At 41.7% G+C, this 20,687-nt stretch carries 33 protein-coding genes; 4 read left to right on the top strand and 29 right to left on the bottom strand.

Features of this window, described 5'->3' with window-relative positions; translation table 11 throughout:
• Window positions 1–51 precede the first annotated feature (51 nt).
• The 8 genes from HNY42_RS08390 to HNY42_RS08355 form a co-directional block, all read right to left on the bottom strand.
• Window positions 52–285: a hypothetical protein gene (locus tag HNY42_RS08390; protein WP_255508283.1), complete on the bottom strand. Its 234-nt coding sequence runs from the start codon at window positions 283–285 to the stop codon at window positions 52–54.
• A gap of 16 nt (window positions 286–301) precedes the next feature.
• Window positions 302–1,078 (bottom strand): ankyrin repeat domain-containing protein, encoded by a 777-nt coding sequence (locus HNY42_RS08385; RefSeq protein ID WP_188004208.1) that lies wholly within the window; start codon window positions 1,076–1,078, stop codon window positions 302–304.
• Between the two features lie 125 nt (window positions 1,079–1,203).
• Complete coding sequence (locus HNY42_RS08380) at window positions 1,204–1,383, bottom strand: hypothetical protein (RefSeq protein ID WP_188004207.1); 180 nt, start codon at window positions 1,381–1,383, stop codon at window positions 1,204–1,206.
• A gap of 18 nt (window positions 1,384–1,401) precedes the next feature.
• On the bottom strand, window positions 1,402–1,710 hold the full coding sequence (locus HNY42_RS08375; protein WP_012370202.1) for a hypothetical protein: 309 nt from the start codon (window positions 1,708–1,710) through the stop codon (window positions 1,402–1,404).
• 127 nt (window positions 1,711–1,837) lie between these two features.
• The gene (locus HNY42_RS08370; RefSeq protein WP_012370201.1) at window positions 1,838–2,521 is read right to left on the bottom strand and encodes a hypothetical protein; all 684 of its coding nucleotides are present in this window, start codon (window positions 2,519–2,521) and stop codon (window positions 1,838–1,840) included.
• Entirely contained in the window at window positions 2,511–3,137 is a 627-nt protein-coding gene (locus tag HNY42_RS08365) for a hypothetical protein (protein ID WP_188004206.1), read from the bottom strand. Before HNY42_RS08365 ends, HNY42_RS08370 begins: the two co-directional genes overlap by 11 nt.
• Window positions 3,138–3,245: 108 nt before the next feature.
• Entirely contained in the window at window positions 3,246–3,503 is a 258-nt protein-coding gene (locus HNY42_RS08360) for a hypothetical protein (RefSeq protein ID WP_012370199.1), read from the bottom strand.
• 779 nt (window positions 3,504–4,282) lie between these two features.
• Window positions 4,283–4,789 carry a hypothetical protein gene (locus tag HNY42_RS08355; protein WP_255508282.1) on the bottom strand — a complete coding sequence of 169 codons (507 nt, stop codon included), beginning with the start codon at window positions 4,787–4,789 and terminating at the stop codon, window positions 4,283–4,285.
• 275 nt (window positions 4,790–5,064) lie between these two features.
• Between HNY42_RS08355 and HNY42_RS08350 the strand changes: the two genes are divergently transcribed.
• Both HNY42_RS08350 and HNY42_RS08345 read left to right on the top strand, forming a co-directional pair.
• Complete coding sequence (locus HNY42_RS08350) at window positions 5,065–5,487, top strand: hypothetical protein (protein WP_188004205.1); 423 nt, start codon at window positions 5,065–5,067, stop codon at window positions 5,485–5,487.
• 21 nt (window positions 5,488–5,508) lie between these two features.
• Entirely contained in the window at window positions 5,509–5,865 is a 357-nt protein-coding gene (locus tag HNY42_RS08345) for a hypothetical protein (RefSeq protein WP_188004204.1), read from the top strand.
• A gap of 44 nt (window positions 5,866–5,909) precedes the next feature.
• Here the strand turns inward: HNY42_RS08345 and HNY42_RS08340 are convergent, their stop codons facing one another.
• The 16 genes from HNY42_RS08340 to HNY42_RS08265 all read right to left on the bottom strand — a co-directional run bounded on the left by HNY42_RS08340 (window position 5,910) and on the right by HNY42_RS08265 (window position 15,963).
• Window positions 5,910–6,305: a hypothetical protein gene (locus HNY42_RS08340; RefSeq protein WP_188004203.1), complete on the bottom strand. Its 396-nt coding sequence runs from the start codon at window positions 6,303–6,305 to the stop codon at window positions 5,910–5,912.
• 45 nt (window positions 6,306–6,350) lie between these two features.
• On the bottom strand, window positions 6,351–6,968 hold the full coding sequence (locus HNY42_RS08335; RefSeq protein WP_188004202.1) for a hypothetical protein: 618 nt from the start codon (window positions 6,966–6,968) through the stop codon (window positions 6,351–6,353).
• 93 nt (window positions 6,969–7,061) lie between these two features.
• Window positions 7,062–7,568 (bottom strand): hypothetical protein, encoded by a 507-nt coding sequence (locus HNY42_RS08330; RefSeq protein ID WP_188004201.1) that lies wholly within the window; start codon window positions 7,566–7,568, stop codon window positions 7,062–7,064.
• 35 nt (window positions 7,569–7,603) lie between these two features.
• Window positions 7,604–8,221 carry a hypothetical protein gene (locus HNY42_RS08325; RefSeq protein ID WP_188004200.1) on the bottom strand — a complete coding sequence of 206 codons (618 nt, stop codon included), beginning with the start codon at window positions 8,219–8,221 and terminating at the stop codon, window positions 7,604–7,606.
• Window positions 8,222–8,423: 202 nt separating this feature from the next.
• Window positions 8,424–8,858: a hypothetical protein gene (locus tag HNY42_RS08320; RefSeq protein WP_188004199.1), complete on the bottom strand. Its 435-nt coding sequence runs from the start codon at window positions 8,856–8,858 to the stop codon at window positions 8,424–8,426.
• A 23-nt stretch (window positions 8,859–8,881) separates the two neighbouring features.
• A complete protein-coding gene (locus tag HNY42_RS08315) occupies window positions 8,882–9,652 on the bottom strand; it encodes a hypothetical protein (protein WP_188004198.1) in 771 nt (256 codons plus the stop codon).
• Window positions 9,653–9,794: 142 nt separating this feature from the next.
• The gene (locus HNY42_RS08310; RefSeq protein ID WP_188004197.1) at window positions 9,795–10,274 is read right to left on the bottom strand and encodes a hypothetical protein; all 480 of its coding nucleotides are present in this window, start codon (window positions 10,272–10,274) and stop codon (window positions 9,795–9,797) included.
• Window positions 10,275–10,427: 153 nt separating this feature from the next.
• Window positions 10,428–10,952: a hypothetical protein gene (locus HNY42_RS08305; RefSeq protein ID WP_188004196.1), complete on the bottom strand. Its 525-nt coding sequence runs from the start codon at window positions 10,950–10,952 to the stop codon at window positions 10,428–10,430.
• Window positions 10,953–11,020: 68 nt separating this feature from the next.
• Entirely contained in the window at window positions 11,021–11,467 is a 447-nt protein-coding gene (locus HNY42_RS08300; protein ID WP_188004195.1) for a DUF4304 domain-containing protein, read from the bottom strand.
• 201 nt (window positions 11,468–11,668) lie between these two features.
• The gene (locus HNY42_RS08295; protein ID WP_188004194.1) at window positions 11,669–12,355 is read right to left on the bottom strand and encodes a hypothetical protein; all 687 of its coding nucleotides are present in this window, start codon (window positions 12,353–12,355) and stop codon (window positions 11,669–11,671) included.
• 26 nt (window positions 12,356–12,381) lie between these two features.
• Window positions 12,382–12,948: a hypothetical protein gene (locus HNY42_RS08290; RefSeq protein ID WP_188004193.1), complete on the bottom strand. Its 567-nt coding sequence runs from the start codon at window positions 12,946–12,948 to the stop codon at window positions 12,382–12,384.
• 80 nt (window positions 12,949–13,028) lie between these two features.
• The gene (locus tag HNY42_RS08285) at window positions 13,029–13,310 is read right to left on the bottom strand and encodes a DUF5412 family protein (protein ID WP_255508281.1); all 282 of its coding nucleotides are present in this window, start codon (window positions 13,308–13,310) and stop codon (window positions 13,029–13,031) included.
• Entirely contained in the window at window positions 13,249–13,971 is a 723-nt protein-coding gene (locus HNY42_RS08280) for a DUF2750 domain-containing protein (protein WP_188004192.1), read from the bottom strand. The genes HNY42_RS08285 and HNY42_RS08280 overlap by 62 nt, the downstream gene beginning before the upstream one ends.
• Before the next feature lie 38 nt (window positions 13,972–14,009).
• The gene (locus tag HNY42_RS08275; protein WP_188004191.1) at window positions 14,010–14,666 is read right to left on the bottom strand and encodes a hypothetical protein; all 657 of its coding nucleotides are present in this window, start codon (window positions 14,664–14,666) and stop codon (window positions 14,010–14,012) included.
• A gap of 36 nt (window positions 14,667–14,702) precedes the next feature.
• A complete protein-coding gene (locus HNY42_RS08270) occupies window positions 14,703–15,236 on the bottom strand; it encodes a hypothetical protein (RefSeq protein ID WP_188004190.1) in 534 nt (177 codons plus the stop codon).
• A 154-nt stretch (window positions 15,237–15,390) separates the two neighbouring features.
• On the bottom strand, window positions 15,391–15,963 hold the full coding sequence (locus HNY42_RS08265) for a hypothetical protein (RefSeq protein ID WP_188004189.1): 573 nt from the start codon (window positions 15,961–15,963) through the stop codon (window positions 15,391–15,393).
• 367 nt (window positions 15,964–16,330) lie between these two features.
• Here HNY42_RS08265 and HNY42_RS08260 point away from each other — a divergent pair, with 367 nt between their 5' ends.
• Window positions 16,331–16,858 carry a hypothetical protein gene (locus tag HNY42_RS08260; protein WP_188004188.1) on the top strand — a complete coding sequence of 176 codons (528 nt, stop codon included), beginning with the start codon at window positions 16,331–16,333 and terminating at the stop codon, window positions 16,856–16,858.
• Between the two features lie 61 nt (window positions 16,859–16,919).
• On the opposite strand, the gene HNY42_RS08255 is transcribed toward HNY42_RS08260, so the two are convergent.
• From HNY42_RS08255 to HNY42_RS08235, 5 genes are all read right to left on the bottom strand, one after another.
• Window positions 16,920–17,507: a hypothetical protein gene (locus HNY42_RS08255; protein WP_188004187.1), complete on the bottom strand. Its 588-nt coding sequence runs from the start codon at window positions 17,505–17,507 to the stop codon at window positions 16,920–16,922.
• A 13-nt stretch (window positions 17,508–17,520) separates the two neighbouring features.
• Window positions 17,521–18,390 carry an SMI1/KNR4 family protein gene (locus tag HNY42_RS08250; RefSeq protein WP_188004186.1) on the bottom strand — a complete coding sequence of 290 codons (870 nt, stop codon included), beginning with the start codon at window positions 18,388–18,390 and terminating at the stop codon, window positions 17,521–17,523.
• A 26-nt stretch (window positions 18,391–18,416) separates the two neighbouring features.
• Entirely contained in the window at window positions 18,417–18,662 is a 246-nt protein-coding gene (locus tag HNY42_RS08245) for a hypothetical protein (protein WP_188004185.1), read from the bottom strand.
• 51 nt (window positions 18,663–18,713) lie between these two features.
• Window positions 18,714–19,028: a hypothetical protein gene (locus HNY42_RS08240; RefSeq protein WP_188004184.1), complete on the bottom strand. Its 315-nt coding sequence runs from the start codon at window positions 19,026–19,028 to the stop codon at window positions 18,714–18,716.
• Between the two features lie 177 nt (window positions 19,029–19,205).
• Window positions 19,206–19,661: a VOC family protein gene (locus tag HNY42_RS08235; RefSeq protein WP_188004183.1), complete on the bottom strand. Its 456-nt coding sequence runs from the start codon at window positions 19,659–19,661 to the stop codon at window positions 19,206–19,208.
• A 77-nt stretch (window positions 19,662–19,738) separates the two neighbouring features.
• Here HNY42_RS08235 and HNY42_RS08230 point away from each other — a divergent pair, with 77 nt between their 5' ends.
• The gene (locus HNY42_RS08230; RefSeq protein WP_188004182.1) at window positions 19,739–20,647 is read left to right on the top strand and encodes a helix-turn-helix transcriptional regulator; all 909 of its coding nucleotides are present in this window, start codon (window positions 19,739–19,741) and stop codon (window positions 20,645–20,647) included.
• Window positions 20,648–20,687 lie beyond the last annotated feature (40 nt).

The following is a 20,687-nucleotide window of genomic DNA, read 5'->3' as shown; positions in this document are numbered from 1 at the left end:
GCCTTCAGTTTATCACGTCCGGATGCCGTTGTTGAACAGAATTCATGTGGATTACCGCTTTATTTTCTCTTCCGGTATAAGAAGAAAAATACCTAAGCAAATCAAGATTCCGAATAGGATATAATCCGTTACCGGTAATCCCCCTCCCCAGGCAAGATCCCCTTCTTTCGTAGCAATCATTGATCCCACAGCCGCAATCGTCTCCGTCATTTTATTGAGCTGGATGATCAGCATACTAAACAAAACCGTCTGGACGATAATCAAGACCCCAATCCATTTCTTCACATCGATTTCCTCCTGCTTAAGTTTGTAATAAAGCTACGATTTCCGGATAACGGTGTTTGACGGCAAAGTCGAGTGCCGTTCTTCCTTCCGCGTCTGGATGCTGTCGATCTGCACCATGCTCCAACAATAATTTGGTGATTTCGGTTAAGCCGTACTGACTCGCCAGCATCAACGGGGTATTGTTCTCATTTAACGGATTTTCGATTTCCATGTCGGCTCCTGCTGCCAGTAATGCCTGTAGCGCTTTGACATGCCCCTCCCCGGTCGCCAAATGGAGTGGTGCAAAGCCGTTCATTTCCATCCGGTTGACATCGGCTCCCGCTTCCACCAGCATACGAATTTTCTTTGTCTTTCCTTCTTGAGCCGCATAATGCAGCGGCGTATGCCCTTCTCCACTATCTGTCTGCCAATCCACATGTGTCCGGTCTTCCAGTAATCGCCGGAGAACCCGTTTATTCCCGGAACGGGCAGCGATAAAATGCAGTGCCGTAAAGCCGTCCCCGTCAAAATCAAGGGCAGCACCGCGGTCAATCAGTTGGATTGCGATTTCACCCTGCTTTTCATACAAGGCGAGATGCAACGGTGTCAGACCATCCTTATCGCGTTGGTTGATATCCGCCCCATTATTAAGCAACAGCGTGACGATTTCGTCATACCCTTCCTCGACTGCCCAGTGCAGTGCGGAAGATCCTTCTTCATCGAGCGTATTCAAATCATCTCCGCGCTCGATACAGGTCTTCACCTTTTTGATATTTCCGAAAAAAGCATAATCTTGAATGGATTTTTTAGTCATGTCGTCTCTCCTTTTTCGACTGTCGTCAAAGCGAATGATATCGTGACGTATAGAAAAAGAAGAAAACGATTTTACTCGTTTTCTTCTTTTTCTATACGTCGGATCAATAAACGTTTCCATCTGAACTAGAGCCTCTTGACTGTCCCGACAAGATACAACATACCGATATGGAGCAACATACTCGATTTTGCTCTCGGTTCTTCCAGACGCACGATGTGTTTCACTAATAATGAAATCGCCCGTCGTCTCATATCGAGCATGGACAGTTGTGTAGCATTATGGGTGACCCAGGTATATCGATTCACGCTTAACTCCATTATGTGTTAAAAGTTCGTTAGTTTTTTACGTTTAACCAGCAAGAGAACAATCAGGAGAAACGCCTCAAGAATCAGAAAGATACCAACGAAGAAATAAACGACCAGAACCTGACTGACTCCATCAATCGCGACTTCAAAAAACCAGATTAGGGAGATAATCAGTGTATAGATAAAGTTGACAAGTGTTCCTCTGAACAGACTTTCTTTTAAGGTTTTCGTGTTCCGAGCTTGACTAGTGATGACAACGATCGCTCCTATTACCCAGATGACCAACAAAAGCTCAAAGATAAAATCAGAATTCCGTTGTACGTCCATGACATCACTCCCTTTTTCGATAGACTGATTCAGTTCATGAATCGTGCATATTAATGTGCTACCTATATTTTACAGGATTGTTCCATCCACCAGTCTTCCGAAAGTTGAGTGCATGGGATTTTCAGTTTCACTCATCGAAATCCGGATACTCTGTAATTTTGCGTCTACTGACACGTTTATCTTGTCCGATTTGATCCGTTTCTTTCAAATGGTACTGCACGACAAGTAACACCAACATGACCGCGGACAAAACAGATAAACTGGCGTAGTATGGCTGTACTTCCCGCTCCAGTTCAAAAGCGGACAAGACTTGCAATACCATCAATGCACCAAACATTCCGTGAAAATACCGCCGGAAAAATTTCGGCAGACCAACCTGACCAAATGTCTCATACCAGACGTAAAGTCCTAAACCGAATGCAAAATTATTAAGCCTCTCGTAAGGAAGGACGAACAAGAGAATCCCGAGTCCAAGGAGCAGCCACGCCAAACGAATGGCCGGCTCAAAAAAGCCAGGATCAAGAGGTGGTTCTTCCGGTTCATCAATGACGTGCGCTGCCTGTTCTGCCTCTGTCAGCGGTCGAAAGCCGAGTGCTTCTTTTTCTTCGGCCAACTGACGCATCCGCTGTTTCATGCCAAAATAGAACGGGAACCGCTCTGTCGTGACCTCCCCTTCGTTCGTTTGACCATTGGCCTGCTCTTGGACGGAGACCTGATAAAGCGTCCGCCCCACCCGGTAACAGACCCAGTAATCGACGGTTTGACTGATCTCTCGTTTTAATTGAATCAGTGATTCTTGTTTATCCTTCATGCGGTGTGATCTCCTTCGTCGTAAGTTCCTTTAATTGTTGAGTCGTGTACAGCAAGAGGATGAATCCTGCGATAAGGCAGACGGTTCCGTTGGCAGAAAGATTAAATGGTTCTAAATAATCTTTTGATGAACCGGCCAATACAAAAAAGAATACGCCTCCCGACCAACGATAAAAACGGGCACGGGCTGTTTTCCCTTCAATATAGATCGGATAAAAGAAAGATAAGAACACAAGCGGAATATATCCCGGGATCGGTAACAGACCGGTCAATGTCGATAATCCGCACAGCATGAGCAAGAGAGCACTCAGGAGACGTAATTTGATGTTGCGCCGATCTGCGCGGTAGTTCATCGCCTCAGATTGAGAAAAAGGTGCTTTCAAGTACCCCTCCTCCATCTTTTGACGCATCCATTCTTTTTTCTGACGATAGGCGGCAAATGTATTTTTAAAAGGAATTCGAACAGTCGCCGTCTCCTCGTTAATTTCAATCATGTCCTCACTATTCAGGGCCGGTTCTTTCCGGGCAACACCTTCCCTGACGAATAACGTGCGTCCTTCTTGGTGATAGACGACATGATAGACTTCATCGTCAATTTGCTTCAATAATTGCACCATGCTGGTAGCTCCCTTTACATTGCTGTATATATAATTTTTTAAGACTGCATCCTACACCTTCAGTCGTGTGTGATGAATGATGCCCGCCTATTATTTCTTCTCTTTTCCTTACCAAACTTCGTTGACACCATACAGTAAAAGTACCCCTCCTGCTAAACAGAAATAACCGTATTGTCTGACGGATAATGAACTAAAGAGGATGACACCAATTGATAAGAGAAGACTGAGCAAAAACGAATCGACATGATCGACCCCGTCTCCATGCCCGGATAGCGGCGTTTTGTTCGCATGCTTACATCGGATGAAGTACGTTCCTAACATCAACAAAAAGAGTCCGGCGGCAAGACCGATGAATGGTAAGATCACGAGCGGTTCCTCCAAGATATGTATTCATTTTCATTAGATAGCAAGTTTATTTTGATAAAGATATTATATACTAAATACGATATTTTCCTTTATTAAGTTTCACTCATGAAAAAAATCCCAAATTAAATATTTAGAGATCGTATTCAAGGAACGTGATTCTCCCAGTCGGTTATCGACAAGATGCTTAGGAATACTACATACAGAAAAAGCCGACATCGCTGATTATATGTAGGCTTCGTTTGATTATCGTGAGTTTTAATGGATTGACCGTACTTCTCTTGATCGCAACAATTAATTATGAAATTTTAAAGCCTCTTACACGAAAGGCTTACGATTGAAGTCTACTAATTCATCCGTGTCGAATAATAGATTTTCGAATTGATTCGCTCGATGCTGTTCGATATATTTTTTTCGAATTTAAATATTTTCACGGGAATACGACTATAAGTACAGAAAAACAGATAATGGTGATTAAAATCATCCCAAGCGTCATAAATAGGTTAAACGTCCAATAAGGTATCGTTTGGTTCTTATAAACATCCAGTCTCTTGATCGGCAAGAAAAATATTGACCAAATGGTAATCATAAAAAAAGCAGATAAAATACGTTTATCAGAAACTAACTCATCGATTGAAAATCTTATCATAACCCACAAACTTATGTTAATCACAAATGCTGCGATGAAATATCTAATTAATATTGACTGATTCATATTATCTCCTTAGTTATATCAATCGTTAATTCTTATTTGCTCTTCTTTTCTTGTATTCAAAAATAGCTCACGGAGACCATAGTACGGATTCTGTGTCCTCACCCAATGCATTACAATAATCTGAATAACGATCAGCTTCTTCTATCGAATCAATCAACCCATAACGATTTAGTGAAAAATTAAAATGCTGATGCAAATCACGCTCTAATCCATTACATAAATAGGAATGAAACGAGCCAGAGTCAAATCCCAAAACTTCGTATCCTACTTTTTTTGCTCCCTCTATCCCAGGTGGGTGGTGCTGTGACAACATTTTTTCCACTCCATATGGTTCAGGATTTTTACTGCTGAATAATTCTACATCTTTAAGAAAATCTACTATATACTGTTCAGGTAATCCGATGCTGATGATGCGTATACCAGGTAGATGAATCAAAAAACGCTTTAAAAATTCTTCCGCAGTATGTAAATCAGAAAAGACTTGAGGAAACAAAACATCACCAGTATTCCTATGTTCTTCTATCCAATGTTCGAATAACTGAAAGTTGTTAAGCGAAAGACCAAGTTGATCCATTTAGCGTTCTCTATTCACTTCAGAATTCCCCCATAAGATACTGGTATTAGGATATTGATTACAGAGACAATCACTCACTGATAGCACGGTTTCGGGAACAACCTTTTCATCCATATAATCTTTACGGGGTGTTGGCATAACAAGAAAATATCCTGCTGATATGTAATTCAAATTTTCGTCTCCTTCTCATACGAGATTACTATGATACTCACAAAGTATTTGAACTTTTAATGAATCTTCATGCTGAAGTGTTTGAATAGAAAGGAAATCATCACATGAATAAAGAACAGGAAACGATTATCGTTAAATCATTCTTCGTCAAACGGGTGCAAGAACGTGTACTCCATGAACTGTTTTCGCCTAAAAAACGAGATCAAGCTCTTTATCGACTGGACCACTTGTATAAAAATATGCTCAAAAATGACTACTTGATTGAAATCCCCCCACCCAATTCGTGGCATGAAGATATTTATGACTTATTAAAACAACATGGTGCACCAGATACCTGTTACTGTTTGTCAGAGAATGAATGGATTAATGGAAAAGAATTATCTTTGAAAGAAGCACTTGAACATGCCGTCGGATTTGGCTTTTCCTCCATCATTTCCTGCATCCCTGGTGAACTGGCTTACTTCGAGGCAGAACAATCATTTGGGGCACCACCTCGTTATTTACTATTGAAACCTACATATAACTAAAATACGAAGGAGGATTTGCAGATGTTTTTGATTAGAAACGATTTAATCGATATTTCAGATCAAGAGGAGACGTTAATTTATCCTGATCACCTACAGATTTTTTTATATCGGGATGCTGAGGTCATTAAACACCGCTGTGCTTTACTCATCCAACTGGATGAATACGAAGATAAATTATTCAAGCCAACTGAAGTCCTTGAACTCCTTGGTATTTGTGAGGTTCTTTCTCATCGACATTGTTTCCCTCATGAACCATGGAGGTTGAAGTCAGCAGACCCTCTCATTCAAGATTTGCATTATTTTTTGCAAAAATTAAAAGGTATGTGTATACAGGCTGTTTATCAAGATCGACTGATTTTATTCCTAGGATTATCCTGAGAGTGATTTTTAAGCAATAAATTAACGGATTACAATTTAGTGAATCAGTCACCCCAAAAACAAATCAACGCGTTCTGGTATACAGACTCGATGCACATTCGCTTAAGCAATTCTAAAAATTGATGTAGCTCCATTATTAACTCATTTGATTGATGGATCATCCAAGGTTCGTTTGGATAATAATGTGCCTGATTCACTAACCATGCTTCCTTCGGCGTACAATACCGTTGAATAAGTAGTTCACAAATTCCAATCAGCTCGTTTACTTCTCTTGCTAAAAACAATTTATCAGAATAGGAATCCAAATGAATCAGTAAATCACAACAATCAGAAACGCTGGAGAAGTCTTGAATCAAAAAAATGTGGACGCGAATCGGGTAACGGAGAATATCCTTTTCTTCTTCCGGAACTTCTTTTAAGCTCGTACTGATACCAAACATATTTTCGTCTCTCCTTTCTTTAAGGTTTTCCGGCTTTGCTTTCTCTTACTCATAGTAATCGATGCCGTCACCTTCAGGCAGAAACGCTTTCACCTTGTCCTCTGTATCAAAACAGGCTTCATTCGAAAACAGATAATAGCCCATGAAATCATGCTCAATCGTAATGAAGGACATCTCTTCCGTCGTATTAACAACAGGAACAATCATTTCCCTTTTAAAGAACCATCGTCTGATCATCCTCGATTCAAAAGTCAGGAGATTCTTAAACGAAAGGAAGTAAAAATTGTTAGCAGCGGCATACCAGTACGTTTCGTCCAACAGACGTTCCAGTTCGCCTGCATCGTTCACTTGAACGCTGTAATAAGGTCTGCGCTTATGCGGTTGAAACTTCGTGTAAGACAACTTCTCCTGCTGAAAGAACGCCTCTACATCCTCATCTGTAAACCCGCCACCAAACGTCAAGAAGACTGGATAACTATTCAAGCGCATCAAAAAGTGCTTCAATACAGTGTTCGAGTCACCTTGGTAATCTCTTTTCTCATCATTCGGGATGCACCCCATCGAATAGATCGACTTGATGCGATCTGGTTCCTCAATATCTAGATAGCGGTCCTTGATCACTTTCGTATGATTGGTATGCTCCTCGAGATAGATATATAGCATAAGTCTCCCTCCACGTATCCTACTTGTGCCACATTCACTAAACGAAACTTCCCTATGAATCATGGTCTAATTATGAATACAGTTGCTACTTTTTCAGATATAGAATTCAATGGTACCGTCGTCAGGAAAGACCGATTTTACCTTTTCCTCGGTATCAAAGCAGTCTTCATTCGTAAATAGGTAATAACCCGAGAAATCATGAGCGATCGTGATGAAGGACATCTCTTCCGTTGTATGAATGACAGGAACGATGCGTTCTTTTTTGAAAAACCACTCTTTTATCATTCTCTGCTCAAACGTCAGGAGATGCGTAAAGGATAGGAAGTAAAAATCGTTCGCAGCCGCATACCAATAGGTCTCGTCTAGCAAAAGCTCAAGCTCTCTAGCATGATTCACTTGAACGCTATAATAAGGGTGCTTGTTTGGTCGAAACTTTGTATACGATAAGTTGTTCTTTTGAAAAAACGGTTCGACCTCCTCATCCGGAATACCGTCCATCGAATAGATGAAGTCGATACGCTCTGGTTGATCGATGTACAAGTATCTGTCTTTGATGACTTTTGTGTGATCTATATGTTTCTCAAAATAGACATTCAGCATGATTTTTCCTCCTCTTTCTCAATCAATCCATCTGCCTACTGTTCGATTTCATCTTCAGGAAAGAATGCTTCTATCTTTTCTAATGCATCGAACCATGCTTCGTTTGAGAAGATCAGGACATTCTCGAAATCAAATCCGATTTTCAAAAACGTCGTCGGTTCCGTCATATCGACCACTGGTACGAGTCTTTCTTTTTTGACGAACCACCGTCTTGTACTCCGCGTTTCAAATTTCAATAGCTTCGTCAAAGAAATCAAATAGTAGCCATTGTAACTAGCCAATGAAAGTGACTTCTCTAGCACTTGAAGCAAGTCTTCTGGTTGATTTACTTCAATCATCATATAAGTCTCACGTTTATTAATCGAAGTCTGCGTATAAAGTAACTTTCTTTGCTTAACCGTAGATATCACATCTTCTATTCCTGAATCAGTCAGTTCATGCAACCCAAAGGATAGATAGACGGGAAAACGATTCAAACGCGTGAATAATTGCGTTAAAACTTCCTCATCCGTGATGATTTCATCTTCATTCGAGTCCTCGTTATAATACTCGACTGAAAAAATGGTTTTCAATCGGTCCTGTCCTTTCATCACTATATGGTACTCTTTGATCGTTTTCGCGTGATCCGGTTTTTCTTCGATATAGATTTGCATGTTGCTTCTCTAACTTTCGCTGGATTGTTTGCTAAACGGTGATGGGGACTACATCTATAAATTTCACTTATGTTTGACAGTGAGACATATCTATTTCGTTTAAGAAGTAGCTACGATGAGACAATCCATCCCATCCCATTACAAACATCGTCTTTACGGGAAAGCGAATCACTTGAATCATCATCTCTGTTAATCAGCAGTTTTAGTTCCCACGAGTTTTTGTGATTAAGATATGAGTTCTTTCAGGAATCTGAATATCCTCCAGCTGTTCAAGTTCTAAAGAGACTGTCATACTTTTTTCTTTTGGATAGGACTCTTCTCCAAGCCAACATGTATATAGTTCAAAGGATTCCCCCTCGTCTAAGAACTCGTTCATGAGCGTAAATAAATAATGCAATTTTTCTTTTGACTTCACTGAAACAACGGAATCGAAAGGTTCTACGATTTCGATGCCCCAGTGACTTGAAATCTCATACACATACCATTTATGAAACTGTGAAGTTTTAACATTGTATAGACAATTTTCATCTGCAAAACACCGCCCTATATAAAATGGAAGTGTTTCATCTTCGTCATCCAAATCTAGATACTTATCAGGTATCTGCCTATCCATACAAATATACGAAGCTAAGCTCATCGCTTTTTCCTCCTTCTTCTTTTTTATCTGTGTTGACCTGGATTTGTCTCTTCATCATCTATACTTCCAAAATGCGCAATCTTTTCATTGGTACAAAAATGATCGAACATACCAAACCGTCCATTTGCATCACGTGTCACAATGAAGTTATACGGCATGCACAACATGAACTCTGTCATGAAGTTCTCGAGCGTTCGTCGAGAGGGCTCTGAGTAATTCGTTGGCAGGAATCCAGAAGTGATTTCTTTTCGGTTCAGCAAATGCAACAAACGATCTTCGAAGACCGCTTGCCAATTCATATCGGTTAATGTCATCGCATGGATCGAGTCCTCATCATTTAAAACGCCACGGCCGCAAAAGACGACCTCAACCGGGAACGTCGCATACGGTAAGACAGCATCAAAAAAGTTTTCGTACTCCGTACCCGACTCGCTTAGTTCCTCATAGAAGACACCATACATCGAGACACTATCGTTAGTAACGCGAACGATTTCCTGCCCGTGTTTCCGAATGCTGAGAATCGTCTTCGGCTCGGCTGACATCCCTATCTGTTCGATTTCGAGTCGATCTAGAAATGTCTTTAGTTGCGACGTTTCTGTCATAATGACATGCGATAAGACCGTCCAGTCCGATAAATCATAAGTATTGCGGTTCTGTTTCACCGGATGTTCCAACAACTTGACTTCAAAAGGATAGCTATGCTGAGTCACTTGAATTCGGACGAGCTCTTGCCAATCGTCATGCGGTAACAGCTCCCGGTAGACATCAACCCATTCACCACTCTGAAATTCCACTTTTGCTCCTCCTAAACCTTGGCTTACCTCATTCCTTAGTACGTTGCAAATCCAAAACCCCATTCACCAATCGCATCGTTCGACTACTCAGGTCATACCGTTAAGTTCTTCCTTGGATGATCGTTGTGATTTTTCCATCTATTTAATCCCACCGACAGGTCACGCTCTCGTCTACTTCAAGCCGTAGATGAATCAGGGTATTTGCGTTCAAACCTGAGAGAGTCAGAGAACGAGTCCCTCCACCCGTATAGGGCAATTCGAAAACGACACCTTTCATCTCTTTTAGTAAAAAGAATGACCAGTGAAGATTGTATTCACTCTCATACAAAAGATTCCACAATGCTTCAGTAAAGGTCGTTTCGTTTACCGCATACAGTTTCATGAACTCATTTTCATCCAACAGTTGAAACGCGGAAAACACCTTTTCGTTTGGAATCCGCGGTTTTTGAATGATTAAGGAGTAACCTTCCGCCAGCTTCTCAAGTAGTTTCGTTTTACTGTCCGGGATATCCTCTTCCATCACGGATGAGGGCAGGTCGTTGATCTTCAACGGGAGACCAAATTCATATTCAAACGGGTCGTCGATTTTTAGAAGCTCTGCCCGGGAATACGTTGTCTTCATGGAAATAGTCCTCCTTTCATCAGCTCGTCTTTTAAATGCTCTTTAACATCCTGTGATCAAGTTTTTGGATATGGATACTAAAACATCTCACCTTCTACTTGAATTGCTACTTCAACAAGTTTAGGTGAGATGCTTTCAATCGCTGGTATTGAATTATTCGAAGTCCTCTTCAAAATCTTCATGTTCCCCGATGACCAGCAAAATACCGGTGACCTGATCCGCATCTCGTCGTACGCGAACCTTGTAGTGGCCGTCTCCCATCAACTGGACGGCAACGCCAAACGGAAACAGAAAGATTTCCTCCTCCATCATCTCATCTGAGATGGCGACATAAAATGGATCGATCTCATCGTCGAACTCAAGCGTGTTCCGAATCTCCCAATCAATGGCCTCGCGTTTTCCGTAATCTGCTGTATTCATGACGACGAGCTGTGAGGAATCCACCACTGCATAACCTTCAAGAATGTCAAAGTCATCCGCTGCAATATCTGCGTGATCATCAATCGTCAAGTACACTAAATTAATTTCCGGCTGGTCGTCCTCGTTATACCAGACAGTCCATGTCGAATCAGGTGCAACCGGAATCGTGATGTTAAATTCCGGATCCGGTTCAAGAAAAGCTGGGTCCGAAACGATCATATCGCCTTGTTGATTATGAAAAGTACCTAGTTTTTTCATCGTATGTCACTCCTCATTATTCAATAAATTGATTTTTCTACTTAGAATTAAACATAGCTGTTTTCTTTTTACGCGTCTTCCTCATCAAACGATTCATACAATTTCTTATTCCATTCGGAGCAACGGGCTATCCAGTCAGGTTCACTCGTTTTTAGATATGTAAAAGCTTCTTCAGCCAGTTGTTCGTGTTCTTCTTCAGAAGATAGTCCTTTCATTAAAAAATACATTCCATCATGATTGGCTACAACGTCTGACCCGACTATAAATCGTTCATTACCTTTTAAAGAAAAGACTGTCACTTTATTTGGAGGAATGAGGTCTCCTTCAGAGTTAAGATAACCGATTAACGGGATGACTCCTGTCTCGATATAAAAATTTTCACTGTACTTTGTAATATAAAACATCAAGAGTTCCTGATGGGTATCTTGTTTCCGTCTGAAATGTGGATAGCTCCCTTTAAATCCTTGTTTCCTCAATTCAGGGACAATAATTTTTTTAATAGCTTGAGTCATCATCTTTCGATTTCCTACCGGCACGATTCCCATTTCCTCAGTTTTCCTTCTCTGTTAGGCTAGACGATACTTTTTGACAGAGGTATCCGACGATATGATCATGGGTCGTCCTTTCCTCCAAGTCATCGTTTTCAACCAATTCGTCAATCGCTTCCGAAACCACGTTCCACAGTTCCGTATTCTTGTATCGATCGTATGGGGTATTCATTGTTTATCCTCTCCCCGCTTTTCTTGTCGCTCCCGCCACTCCATGAACCCTTCCGTCTTCTCTTCTAAAAAGCGCAGCCAAAGTTCATACGTCCGGACGTGTTCCTGCCATTCCTCCATGAACTCGGTCTTTTGAACGGAATCATCGAGTTGATCAATCAACAAACGGGTTTCCTGCAGCGTCTCCGCATCGTCCTCCGTCTCACTTAAATACAAATCTTCATTGAGATGATGGAAGGCGTACCAAAGCCAATTCAACAGATGACGAATCATCGTCTCGATTGCCAGTTGTTCCTGCCGACCGCCGCGGTCAATCGCCGTCTGCAGATATTCAAGTCTGTTGTCTTCTTCAAAAAAGAAAATCCCAAACCACCGATACGGTCGTACGTCTTCCGGCAGATCATTCATCCACTGCTTGAGGACAGGTTTCAATAACCGCTCATTCAAGGGATGAATCAGCAGTTCATGCACATCTTCTTCTCGTTCACATGCGGTCAGCAACCAGTCCGTGAACTGCCGTTGTTGCTGAATGTCCCATACGAGTGCTTCCGCTATGAATTTGTTCATCTGCTGTAAAAACACGTTTCGCAATCCCTGTTGTTTCGCAAGATAAGCGGAACGTAATGATGCGAAATCCGAACGGTTACCCTCTTGCAACAACTGCTTTAAAAATGTTGTCGGCATACCTGACCCTCCTGTTCCTTGTCAGCTTACGCGTTAAAACGTTGTCTGCTTTTAGTCATGTAGCTCCACAGGAACACGCCCGTTATGAGTAACAGACCGGCGTCCAGATATTTTATGTCCGGTACCTGTCTGTAACTGATGTTAATCAGGAAATAACTGATAAAGCACATCGACTTGACCCAAAACGGCAGCATTTTTCCGCTCGTCGACATGATGAGGAAGGGTACTGCAAGGATGACCATCACGTACGGAGATAAAGACCAGGGTGTTATAAGCGGAATCAATCCCACTCCGAAAAGTACATATGCAAACCATGTCGCCCTCTTGTGAAACGTCAACTGTTCTTCTTGACTCGGCAGCGGATCCGGTGTGATTTCCTGTTGATACCCGTCTGCCTGCTTCTCGGCAATCAGTTCCTTCACGCGACGTCGGGCTTGAAAACGAAACGTAAACCGTTCTTCTGTTTTTTCATCAATATCTTCATCCAGCATCCATGGTTCATCGGCTCCAAAAGATGCCTGAACCGCCCGGCCATCGCGATAAATGGTCCAGGAATACATCAAGCTGCCGATTTGCTTTCTAAGTATGATCATCAGGATATTTCCTCTTCCCTTCAGGAACTCTATTTTGCGGGATAAACCGGTTGATCCAATCTGAAATCATACACCTCAGTCTAGATGTTTAAGCGGGTGTCATTAATAATGACAACGTCCCGTCGCCATTTCACACTTACCTCTCTACACGGATATTCCCAGTAGATGCGCCGCTGTTCTTTAGTTTTTTGATCTTTCATGATGCCGAGCATCGCAAATCCCGTCGTCGCCCCGCCGCTCGAACGGTAAAACCGTAACGTATACCGCTCGTCCGGAGGAAAAGTGGTGCTTACTCTATCGTTACCCTTCGAGTTCCTCCAGAATATTCTCCGGATCCAGTTCGAGTCCTTGCAGACTAGCATCCCAGTTCAGTCCGCAATACAAACCATCCTGAATCATGTTCGGCAACCAGCCGTCTCTAAAGACATCGAGATCGAGGCGAATCAAGTGATAGTTCTCCCATCCGTCTGTCTGGCAGGCACGCGCTCCTTCTTCCGTCGAGAAGAACAATAACACATCCGATTCATCTTGGTTTGACGGACAATAGGCCCAACCCGACTGTTTTAGTTTCGATAATCCGTAGACAGATCCTGTCTCGAGTACCGTCTGAATAAAGTCTTCCGACCGCATGGCACTCTCATCAATTTGTTGTTCTTGTTTCATGAATGCTCTAAGGGTCAGGGCGACCGGAAATACTTCCTCTTCCTCATGGTTCCACAAAACAATCGTTTTTGTATCCGGCAATAAGTAACCAAGCTCATCCCCGGAACCGTCCGTGGCAATTCGGAAGAAACTACTCGGATAGTCTTCCACATCTGTCGAGTTAACACGGACAATGTCTTCCCACGTCCGCTTGATATGCTTTTCGTCCTTGATCGGATGAAATTGCCACTCACCGGCTTCGAACTTGTTTTCTTTTTTATAGTACGCCCGCAACTCAGCAGGCAGCGAAAACCTGAGTTCGGCCTCGACTTCCTGCAACCGTTCTTCAGTAATGCCCGGTAATCCGATCTGATGTTCCATTTTCACTACTCCTTTATGTACAAATTCGTTTCTTCCATTTACGTCTCTATATCAATCATATGATCCACCTTATAATTTTCCGGTAATATCGTATTTAGCTGATCTACTGTCCTGAAAGAATCTCCGTTTGCGAACCACATGAAACCAAGCGCGTCATGCGAAGTAAGAATGAACGGCAACCCATCACGTGCATCGAGTACATGCGTATATTCCGCTTCTTTGAAAATCCATTTTCCAGAGATCTTTAATTGATACATGGGTCGCGTAAATGTGATGATAAACGTTTCACTCCAAGCGGCTCGAAAAAATGTCTCGGCTAACACGAAATGTAAATCATTCGCATTCAACACCTCGATACAACAATAAAAATCCGTGCGACGCTGATTGTCTTCATATCGTGGATGTTCGTGACAATTTAGTGGTCGCAGCTTTAAACGATCCAGAATATGCAGATCATCTTCTCTCAATTCATTAAAACTGGTCGTAATGTATAAGGGAAAACGATCATAACGCACTAGCACGTCACATAACACTTTTTCTGTCAGTTCACTCATGTAGCTGTCTACTGCATGGTCATAACACATGACTTCATATACGGTTTGCGTTTGACCAATCACGTTGATCTCATACTCCTGAAATGTCCGCTGGATACTTTGTTTCTGAAAAGGGATTTCGAAGATTGTCAGCTCATTCATGCCTTTTACTCCCTTTAGATTCGTCACTTCTCAATTTTACCGATTAAAGTTCTTTCCTGCAGGATAAAGTCCAATCAAGTGCCTGCCGTAATGAACTTTTGCTTGACCCATCCGGATCTGAGTTACGTCATATTGTTCCTTAAAATATTCAACGACTGCCTCGACGATATGAGACGGGTCGAGGACATGGAGGACGAATTCGATTGCTTCCGCTCCATAGTCATCTTCTAAGAAATAACCGTTCCCGGTTACTCCAAGAAATTCTTCGAGATCTTCCTCGATTTTCGTACGACTCTTCCAAACGGCATCATACTGTTCCTCGTTGCAGGTCAGCTGAACGACGACTTCCTTAAAGTCCTGTTCATGGATTAACCGGTAGCCGTCTGCAACCTTTGCCTCCACCAGCTCCCGGATATAGCCATCCATGTTGAAAAAACGGGAGAATTTCTGTTCACTTTCCGGTTCTTCCATTATCTCTCCGACGATGCCCTGTAACGTGTACAGCGTCCGGCCATCCTTAACATACATCCAGTAATGATCACGACCATCTTTCGTTCGAATGACTTGCATCCTGTCGCCCTCTCCTTCACGTTCGCTCTATTTCTTAGAAGTGAGATTTTTCTGTTTTGAATCCTGTATTCCCTCAATCAATCTTCTTGACCTGACCTTTCGTCGATCATAATAAAATTGGCAAGGATCATGATCCGTCCTGCATCTACCTGTTTCAGACTTGCCCATACAGGGGAATGATCCGTTCTCTCGGTCCGATGACATCTACACCTTCTCCATCCGGTCCGACCGCAACGACGGCGTACGAGACATCGATTGCCGGAAAATCTTCTGTGGCTAATAATGCATCCTCTCCATCAGTCATTACGGAATAGAGATAATTTTTCTGACCGTGACATCCACACGCGTATAGAAATGGAATCATTTCCCGTAACGTTTTTTCCTGATTAACGATGAGCCGTATGCTGATCTCATGTGAAGATTCTCCTCCATCAACGAGCTCTGTTCCGTTATTGCTTGACGTCTGATACGGTATGTCGAAGGATGTTAGAACCGCAATCGTTTCCTCCATAGAAAAATCAAACACATCAAAGACCATGTAAATCGGGAACGTATTCGTTTGTCCAAGTAACCACACTGCATCCTCACTGGCAACTGTTTCAGTTGATTGGTTGATTGCAAATCCCCATTCAAAATAAATATTGAGATGTTCATACTGCTGAAAACGTTCATCTTTCGGTAGATTGACTTTTAAATAATCAACCTGTTTGTAGTAATCGACTAGCATGTTGCTTTCTCCCTCTCTTCAGCAACGTATGATTGCGCGTATATTTCTTTGAAATAATCGTTTTCAGCTTCTTGACCGAAACCATCAGTTCCTGTCGAGCATGTCGTTTATTTTCTGAAGTAATCACTACGTTATTTTTACAAATTCACAATATAATTCATATGTAATTTTCATTTTCTTTCTTCACCGTCTAAACAATGTCTAAATGAATTTCCATTTACACTTCATATTATATAATCAGATAACATTATTGGGAATTTTTATTTTTAATTGTTAACTTCTGTTTTTCTATCTTCACCTCAGCTATATTTTCCAAATTACTGGTATGATAACATCATTATTAAATGAATGTGAAAGGAGTTTGTACATGAAAAAATTGTTATTTGGTTCACTCATTGTCGCTACTGCACTAGCTGGTTGTGGTTCAGACATATCAAAAGAAGTAAAAGCTTCTTCCTATGATGGAACATACTTAAACATCGGTGTGATCGGAGAACAGCCTGATCTCCATGAGAACAATGTAAAGTTCATGACACTCTCATTTGAAGAATTAGAGGACACGAACCGCGTTTCCTCAAAATTTGATGCAGTGTTCATCACAAAAGATATTCTAAAACAGGCAGATGAAGAGAAGTACATCAAGGTGTACCGGAAACTCGATGTTCCGATTTTCTTCTTAGAGACGACAAAAGGGTTCCTTCCCTTTGTTTTTGAAAACTTGACGTATGACAATGCGAGCGAGGTAAATGATGCTTATGCATCCGGTTATCTGCTAGAGAAAAAGGACAGCTATCGCTACTGGGAATACGGAATCAATAACAATCAAAAGAACGATAAAAATGTCAAAGATGTCTATTCACGAATCTTCGAGACAATTGCAGAAGTGAAAGAATAACAAAAAGAGTGTAACCGGATCTGTTTCCATCGCCTGGTTGCACTCCTTTTACCATATCCGCTCATTCAGCGTCCTCGATTTCAATCGTTTCGTGTTGATACGGATGATTTGAAAAATTTGAAATAAAGTCAAATCCATTGCCGTCATGATTTAACCATAGGAAGAAACAATTCCGCTCATCATCCGAGAAGTTCAACATGAACTTTTTAAAATAAAAGTCATTTTTTGTTTCATCGATTTTAACCGTCTTCTCGCTTGAAAACAATATACTCTCGTTATTGTATGCATCTTGATAGACTTTAGGAAAATAATGAAGAAATGCTTCTTCTGAAGTGATGGTCAATCGATGATAGATATTCCACCGGTCAAATCTTGTTCTGCTGTCAGCGTCAGGTGAAAGATTGATTTTGTCCGAACCACTCATACTATGGACGTACAAAGGATAGTGGCCCAATTCAAGTAAAAATTCTTGAATGTTCTTGCTGTAAAGATCCATCCCTTCCTGCCACGACTCTTTCAACAACTGATCCATATCAACATCTGCGTATTCTTCATCATCCTCATGACAGTGAAAACGAACTTTTCCTTTGTCCTCGGATGGAAAGATAAAAGCAGTTCCTTCACCGACCAACATACCATCCAACTCCATTATCCCAACTCCTTCATTCATCATCTGCGAAGTTGACCCGTACGCCGACGATTTGCCTCGAGACATCATACTGTACGTCCACATCGTACAGTCCGTCTCCGAAACCCGACGTTGAGACGGCACCAAATGAGACGATACCGGCTTGATCGTCGGCAGAAACAACAGTCTCGAACTCCATCGCTTGATGCTGACGATAAGCTGTCCCATCAAAAATGCCAGCCAGTGCCGAGTCCACGCCGATTGGTTGATCCTGCCGGTGCCATTTGCCGCTCCGCTTTTTGCCCCCTTCAAAAACAAGTAATTGCTTAACCCATTCGTCTTCCGTGTAAATGATAGCTGCGGTCCAGCTGCCTGATTTCACATTCGACAAAATCAGCTGTAGATCTGTTTCTTCCTCTAGTCCATAGTAAGGATCCGTCACGATTAGTTCGTTGCCCTCTACCATGAAACGGCCAAGTCGGTAGGCCTGATTCGTTTTTCGTTTCGGGACATGCCAATCGACGAACTGTTCCAAAGAAGACGACGGATATTTTGCGATTCCCGTTTTTTCGTTCCATCTAAAGACGAGCTCTTGCAGGAAACGTTTCCGGATCCGGTAACACAGCTTGTCACCCGTTAGATTTTCACCGATACAAATCAAGTCATCGGGCAAGCTAGCCGGACGCTTCTCATTGTGACGAACGATATCCTGTAAGACTTCTTGTCTCGTTGGTACAGGATACAGGCTCCATTCGCCAAACTGTGCACCATTCGTCTGTAAAAAAAGGTCTTTGTATTCATCCGGAAACAAAACACCTAAGGCACGTTCTGCTTTTTTCAGGTCAACAGCTGATGCCCCGGGCACCCTTGAATCGGGGTGTAGACGTTTAATGAGTTTACTCACGACATCTTCGCTCCTGTCCATGTTGTTTAGACGGCTTCAGGCAACCAAATAATTAGTATAAGTGCCAGCAACGTTTTCGAAAATTGTTTTTTCTCCAGAAACCATGGGAATAACACCAGTCCTAGATTAAAGTAATGCGCTCCCGCTGCTAACGGAATACTCATAATCCGAAAGTCTGCATTCGGAAAATAACCGAGGCGGGTAAAAAGTATGTTTCCAAATACACCGCCTATCATCAGCAAAATGGAGATACTCAATATTTTTTTCTTCAATATGAACAGCTCTTTTTTAACATCTATGTACGATTTCTATCATATGTCATCCTAAAATTGTCCGAACACCAATACGACCAAGGCCAGCGTCAGCGACCAGACAATGGTTTTCCTATTGTTTCCTTCAATTCGTACAGACCAGAGCGAAAAGATATTCATGACTAATAAATAAAATGATCGGTACAGCTTTTCCTCTGCAGCATTCCATCCAAGCAACGCGGTTACACTGACCAAAACCAGCAACAAGACGGTCACACTGACACTGATCGTCCGAATACGACTACCCGGTTGCAACCGATTAAACAGAAGTGCCGTGACTGTTCCGATACAGGCAATCAGACACAAATTATATAAAACAAGTTCCACTTGCATTCCTCCATCTTCCGTTCGATATCTCTTTTACGTAAATTGAGGTTAATCGGTTTCGCCTTCAAACAACCGGTCGTCATTAATTTGTGAATATAGAAAAAGCCAGCCTCCATAAATCTGGAGAACCAGCTCTTTGCATGTCATACATTCCTTTTTTGATGACTCTTCTCATTTTTACTTTGTAAAGCTCTCAAGAAACTTACTCGCTTCACTGTTAAATTTCCATGTCACACCAAATTGATCAATCAGCATTCCGAAACTGGCCGACCAAGGGGTGTTTGATAAAGGCATGATGACAGTGCCTCCTTCAGAGAGACCGTTAAAAAGAGAGGAATTCACTTCCGGTGTCGCATCGACAATACTGATCAGAAGAGAATTCCCTTTATGAATTCCTCCTGTCACCGTTTGCATTGCAGAAGGAACATCTGAAAGCATTAAGGTATTCCCCGCAAATTCAATACGTGACTCCATGATTAACTCTTGATCCTCTTTTCCAAGCGGCATATTAGGGTTCTCTCCTAAAGCATTGAATCGTACTTTCTTAACATCTGTTGCCTGTAACGCTTTTTCATAGAACGTCAATGCTTCTTCTGCTTGACCATCGAATTGTAAATAAGCTACCGTTTTCATTTTTTATCTCCTCCTTTGTTTAATCCAAGTATAATAGGCTATAGGTGACAACTAGGTGTCGTATATAGGAGGACTCCATGAAAAAAATTGAACGACTTATCTCCATCGTAATGATTCTACTGCAAAAAGAAATAATCTCCGCTTCAGAATTCAGCCGGCTATTCAATGTCTCGAAACGGACGATTCAACGAGACATGGAGGCATTGAGTTATGCAAACATCCCTATCTATGCGCAACATGGTGCTGAAGGTGGATATGCATTGATGGACGAATACAAGTTCGATAAACGGTTAGTAAATCACAATGATTTAGAAAATATCCTGATTTCGTTGGCCGGATACGATCAATTAATAACGAATCCCAACATTCAGATGACGATTCAAAAAATCAAAGCCATGTCTAAAACACATATCCCATCAAAGCTTGACCTGTCCTTCTATGATTGGTCGGGAAGAGAAGAAATCAAAGAAGACATTGCATTCATCAATCAGGCAATCGAACAGCATTGGTTGTTGAAGTTTGACTATATCGATCAGGTTGGACAAAGAACGTGTCGGATCGTAGAACCATATAAACTGCAATTCATCGAGAGGCATTGGTATCTGGTTGGTTACAGCCGGGAACGAAACGACTACCGTACGTTTAAGTTGACAAGAATGTTAGACATTCAAAAAGCAGGTTTTTTTAAACCAAGATCTGAAGAAGACCTAATAAAAAGCCATGACAAGGCAGCAAAATTAGATATGGTCACGGTGCAACTATTAATTGATGCTCGCGTACGAGATCAATTCATCGAGAGATATGGAAAAAAATCTGTTACGGAAGTGACGATCCATCACTATTTGGCGAACATTGAATTACCTGAGAGCCCGTTTTCCTATCAGTTCTTAGCCGGTTTGGGAAACATGGTTAAAATTCTAAGTCCACAACATTTCATAGACAACTACTTGGAATTTTTACGAGAAGCTATTGCATCGTACGATTAAGTATTTTTTAATCATTCATCACAACGGTCCTAACGCAGCA

It is taken from the genome of Exiguobacterium sp. Helios (assembly GCF_014524545.1).
In the GTDB taxonomy this organism is placed as follows: Bacteria; Bacillota; Bacilli; order Exiguobacteriales; family Exiguobacteriaceae; genus Exiguobacterium_A.
The sequence above is the reverse complement of the archived record's forward strand: the minus strand, read 5'-3'. Positions and strand labels throughout refer to the sequence as shown.

Coding starts and splice junctions, on each gene's coding strand:
- HNY42_RS08385 (WP_188004208.1), bottom strand. CDS start 1,078: ATGACTAAAAAATCCATTCAAGATTATGCTTTTTTCGGAAATATCAAA.
- HNY42_RS08375 (WP_012370202.1), bottom strand. CDS start 1,710: ATGGACGTACAACGGAATTCTGATTTTATCTTTGAGCTTTTGTTGGTC.
- HNY42_RS08370 (WP_012370201.1), bottom strand. CDS start 2,521: ATGAAGGATAAACAAGAATCACTGATTCAATTAAAACGAGAGATCAGT.
- HNY42_RS08365 (WP_188004206.1), bottom strand. CDS start 3,137: ATGGTGCAATTATTGAAGCAAATTGACGATGAAGTCTATCATGTCGTC.
- HNY42_RS08355 (WP_255508282.1), bottom strand. CDS start 4,789: ATGGATCAACTTGGTCTTTCGCTTAACAACTTTCAGTTATTCGAACAT.
- HNY42_RS08350 (WP_188004205.1), top strand. CDS start 5,065: ATGAATAAAGAACAGGAAACGATTATCGTTAAATCATTCTTCGTCAAA.
- HNY42_RS08345 (WP_188004204.1), top strand. CDS start 5,509: ATGTTTTTGATTAGAAACGATTTAATCGATATTTCAGATCAAGAGGAG.
- HNY42_RS08340 (WP_188004203.1), bottom strand. CDS start 6,305: ATGTTTGGTATCAGTACGAGCTTAAAAGAAGTTCCGGAAGAAGAAAAG.
- HNY42_RS08335 (WP_188004202.1), bottom strand. CDS start 6,968: ATGCTATATATCTATCTCGAGGAGCATACCAATCATACGAAAGTGATC.
- HNY42_RS08330 (WP_188004201.1), bottom strand. CDS start 7,568: ATGCTGAATGTCTATTTTGAGAAACATATAGATCACACAAAAGTCATC.
- HNY42_RS08325 (WP_188004200.1), bottom strand. CDS start 8,221: ATGCAAATCTATATCGAAGAAAAACCGGATCACGCGAAAACGATCAAA.
- HNY42_RS08320 (WP_188004199.1), bottom strand. CDS start 8,858: ATGAGCTTAGCTTCGTATATTTGTATGGATAGGCAGATACCTGATAAG.
- HNY42_RS08310 (WP_188004197.1), bottom strand. CDS start 10,274: ATGAAGACAACGTATTCCCGGGCAGAGCTTCTAAAAATCGACGACCCG.
- HNY42_RS08305 (WP_188004196.1), bottom strand. CDS start 10,952: ATGAAAAAACTAGGTACTTTTCATAATCAACAAGGCGATATGATCGTT.
- HNY42_RS08300 (WP_188004195.1), bottom strand. CDS start 11,467: ATGATGACTCAAGCTATTAAAAAAATTATTGTCCCTGAATTGAGGAAA.
- HNY42_RS08295 (WP_188004194.1), bottom strand. CDS start 12,355: ATGCCGACAACATTTTTAAAGCAGTTGTTGCAAGAGGGTAACCGTTCG.
- HNY42_RS08290 (WP_188004193.1), bottom strand. CDS start 12,948: ATGATCATACTTAGAAAGCAAATCGGCAGCTTGATGTATTCCTGGACC.
- HNY42_RS08285 (WP_255508281.1), bottom strand. CDS start 13,310: ATGCTAGTCTGCAAGGACTCGAACTGGATCCGGAGAATATTCTGGAGG.
- HNY42_RS08280 (WP_188004192.1), bottom strand. CDS start 13,971: ATGGAACATCAGATCGGATTACCGGGCATTACTGAAGAACGGTTGCAG.
- HNY42_RS08275 (WP_188004191.1), bottom strand. CDS start 14,666: ATGAATGAGCTGACAATCTTCGAAATCCCTTTTCAGAAACAAAGTATC.
- HNY42_RS08270 (WP_188004190.1), bottom strand. CDS start 15,236: ATGCAAGTCATTCGAACGAAAGATGGTCGTGATCATTACTGGATGTAT.
- HNY42_RS08265 (WP_188004189.1), bottom strand. CDS start 15,963: ATGCTAGTCGATTACTACAAACAGGTTGATTATTTAAAAGTCAATCTA.
- HNY42_RS08260 (WP_188004188.1), top strand. CDS start 16,331: ATGAAAAAATTGTTATTTGGTTCACTCATTGTCGCTACTGCACTAGCT.
- HNY42_RS08255 (WP_188004187.1), bottom strand. CDS start 17,507: ATGGAGTTGGATGGTATGTTGGTCGGTGAAGGAACTGCTTTTATCTTT.
- HNY42_RS08235 (WP_188004183.1), bottom strand. CDS start 19,661: ATGAAAACGGTAGCTTATTTACAATTCGATGGTCAAGCAGAAGAAGCA.
- HNY42_RS08230 (WP_188004182.1), top strand. CDS start 19,739: ATGAAAAAAATTGAACGACTTATCTCCATCGTAATGATTCTACTGCAA.